General features: G+C 62.6%; 3 protein-coding genes. All 3 read right to left on the reverse strand.

Going from position 1 to position 2202, the window contains the following annotated elements; all coding sequences use genetic code 11:
• The coding region (locus ACX80C_RS19250) for an FAD-dependent oxidoreductase (RefSeq protein ID WP_459328075.1) at positions 1–1193 on the reverse strand (1193 nt) is incomplete at its 3' end.
• A 14-nt stretch (positions 1194–1207) separates the two neighbouring features.
• A complete protein-coding gene (locus ACX80C_RS19255) occupies positions 1208–1654 on the reverse strand; it encodes an arsenate reductase ArsC (protein WP_459328076.1) in 447 nt (148 codons plus the stop codon).
• A 2-nt stretch (positions 1655–1656) separates the two neighbouring features.
• On the reverse strand, positions 1657–2202 hold a 546-nt coding region (locus tag ACX80C_RS19260), incomplete at its 5' end, for an arsenic resistance protein (protein ID WP_459328077.1).

A 2202-nucleotide genomic window follows, 5' to 3' on the forward strand; every position in this document is an offset into this window, starting at 1 on the left:
TCACCGGCGATGGCCGCGACTACTGACCGGACCTGCTCATAACCGGTAGCGAGCAGGAATGTGGGCGCCCGGCCGTAGCTTTTCATTCCCACGAGGTAGAAGTCTTTCTCCGGGTGTGAAAGTGCTTCGGCGCCATGGGCGGGGACGGTTCCGCATGAATGGAACTCTGGATCGATGAGTGGACCCAGGGCGCGGGGCGCCTCCACAGCCGGATCCAGCTCGAGACGCAGCTCCCGCAGGATCTCCAGGTCCGGCCGGAAGCCGGTGGCGGGAATCAGGACGTCCACGTCTACTGAACGTTCGCCGTCCGGCGTGGAAGCCGTCACGGTCAGCGCGCCGTCGTCGTGCTTCAGGGCGGTGATGGTGAATGAGGTTCGAAGCTCGACGACGCCGTCATCCACCAGCGAGCGGAGCCTGCTTCCTAGTGCGCCGCGGGCAGGAAGACCATCCAGGTCACCCCCGCCGTAAAGCCTCTGCGCCGACCCACTCCCCCGAACTGCCCAGACAATGCTTGTTCCCGGCTCCGCCTTTGCTACCTGGCCGAGGCTGAGGAGCGTGTTCGCTGCCGAGTGTCCCGCTCCGACGACCATGACCCGCTTTCCGGTGAAACGGGATCGTGCATTGCCGACAACATCCGGTAGAGGTTCGGTGAGGAAGTCACCCGCGGCATCCTCCCCCGTAGCAGGGAGCCCGGCCTGCCCGAGCGGGTTTGGTTGGCTCCAGGTTCCGGATGCATCAATCACTGCGCGGACGCGGTGATCATGTACGCCGCGGGGACCGGAGACCCGGACAAGGAACGGTTGCTCTTCGCGGCCCTTGGTCCGGGTCTTGTCCATCCCTACCCGTGTGACAGCAAGGACTTCGGAGTTCAACTGCAACGCACCGGCGATGGCCGGTATGGCGGCGAGCGGTTCAAGATAGGACTCGATGAGTTCCCGGCCATAGGGCAGAGCAGTGGGGCGCGGTTCCTGCCAGCCTGTCGCCTCCAGCATTCTTCGGGCAGCTGGGTCCACGTTGTACTGCCACGGTGAGAAGAGGCGGATGTGCTCCCACTGCCGAATAGCAGCACCCACCGCGCTACCTTTTTCGAAGATCAGGGGAATCAGTCCACGTTCCAGGACGTGAGCTGCTGCAGAGAGGCCCGTTGGGCCGGCGCCGATGATGGCTATCGGCAGATTCTCGTTCTGCGGCATGTGCGTTTCTCCAATCACTGGTTGTCAGCGTGCGACGGAAGCAGTTCCGAGATGAGTTGCTCGATCCGCTCCTTGATCTGGTCGCGGATTGGGCGCACGGACTCCACCCCTTTGCCTGCAGGATCCTCAAGTACCCAGTCCTCATAGCGCTTGCCCGGGAAGTAGGGGCACTCATCGCCGCATCCCATGGTGACGACGACGTCGGAGGCCTGCACTGCTTCGGGCGTCAGGATCTTCGGTGATTCGGCCGTGATGTCGATCCCCTCTTCTGCCATCGCTTCAACGGCAGCGGGGTTGATCTGGTCCGCTGGCTGGGAGCCCGCAGAGCGCACCTCGATCCGGCCTTCGGCAAGGTGGGACAGGTATCCAGCTGCCATCTGTGACCGGCCGGCGTTATGGACGCAGACGAAGAGGACGGACGGCTTGTTCCCGCTGGGGGCGGAGGTGTTTGTTTCGGTCATAATCAGGCTTTCGTGACGGTGGGTTGAAGGACCTGCTTGTCGGAGAAGAACCGCGAACGCGCCCACAAAGCAGCGTAGACAAGGGCAATAAGGACGGGCACCTCGATCAACGGCCCGACGACGCCGGCCAGCGCCTGCCCGGATGTCACCCCGAAGGTGCCAATCGCCACGGCGATGGCCAGTTCAAAATTGTTGCCGGCCGCCGTGAACGCCAGCGTTGTGGTGCGTGCGTATCCAAGGTTCAGTAGCCGCCCCAGGACCATTCCCGCGAAAAAGACAAGCACGAAGTAGACGAGCAAAGGCAAGGCAATTCGGGCAACATCCAACGGATTTGATGTAATCTCGTCGCCTTGCAGCGCGAATAACAGCGCGATCGTGAAGAGGAGCCCGTAGAGCGCCCATGGGCCGAGTTTCGGAAGGAACCGGTCCTCGTACCAAGTACGACCCTTGATCTTTTCTCCGAGCGTGCGGGTCAGGAAACCTGCAAGCAGGGGAATGCCGAGGAATACCAGTACGCTCGCGGTGATTGCCCAGAAGGAGAACTCCGC

The organism is Arthrobacter tecti, from assembly GCF_054511355.1.

What these genes read in the sequence shown, in the direction of transcription:
- ACX80C_RS19255 (WP_459328076.1), bottom strand. Translation starts at nt 1,654, where the DNA reads ATGACCGAAACAAACACCTCCGCCCCCAGCGGGAACAAGCCGTCCGTC.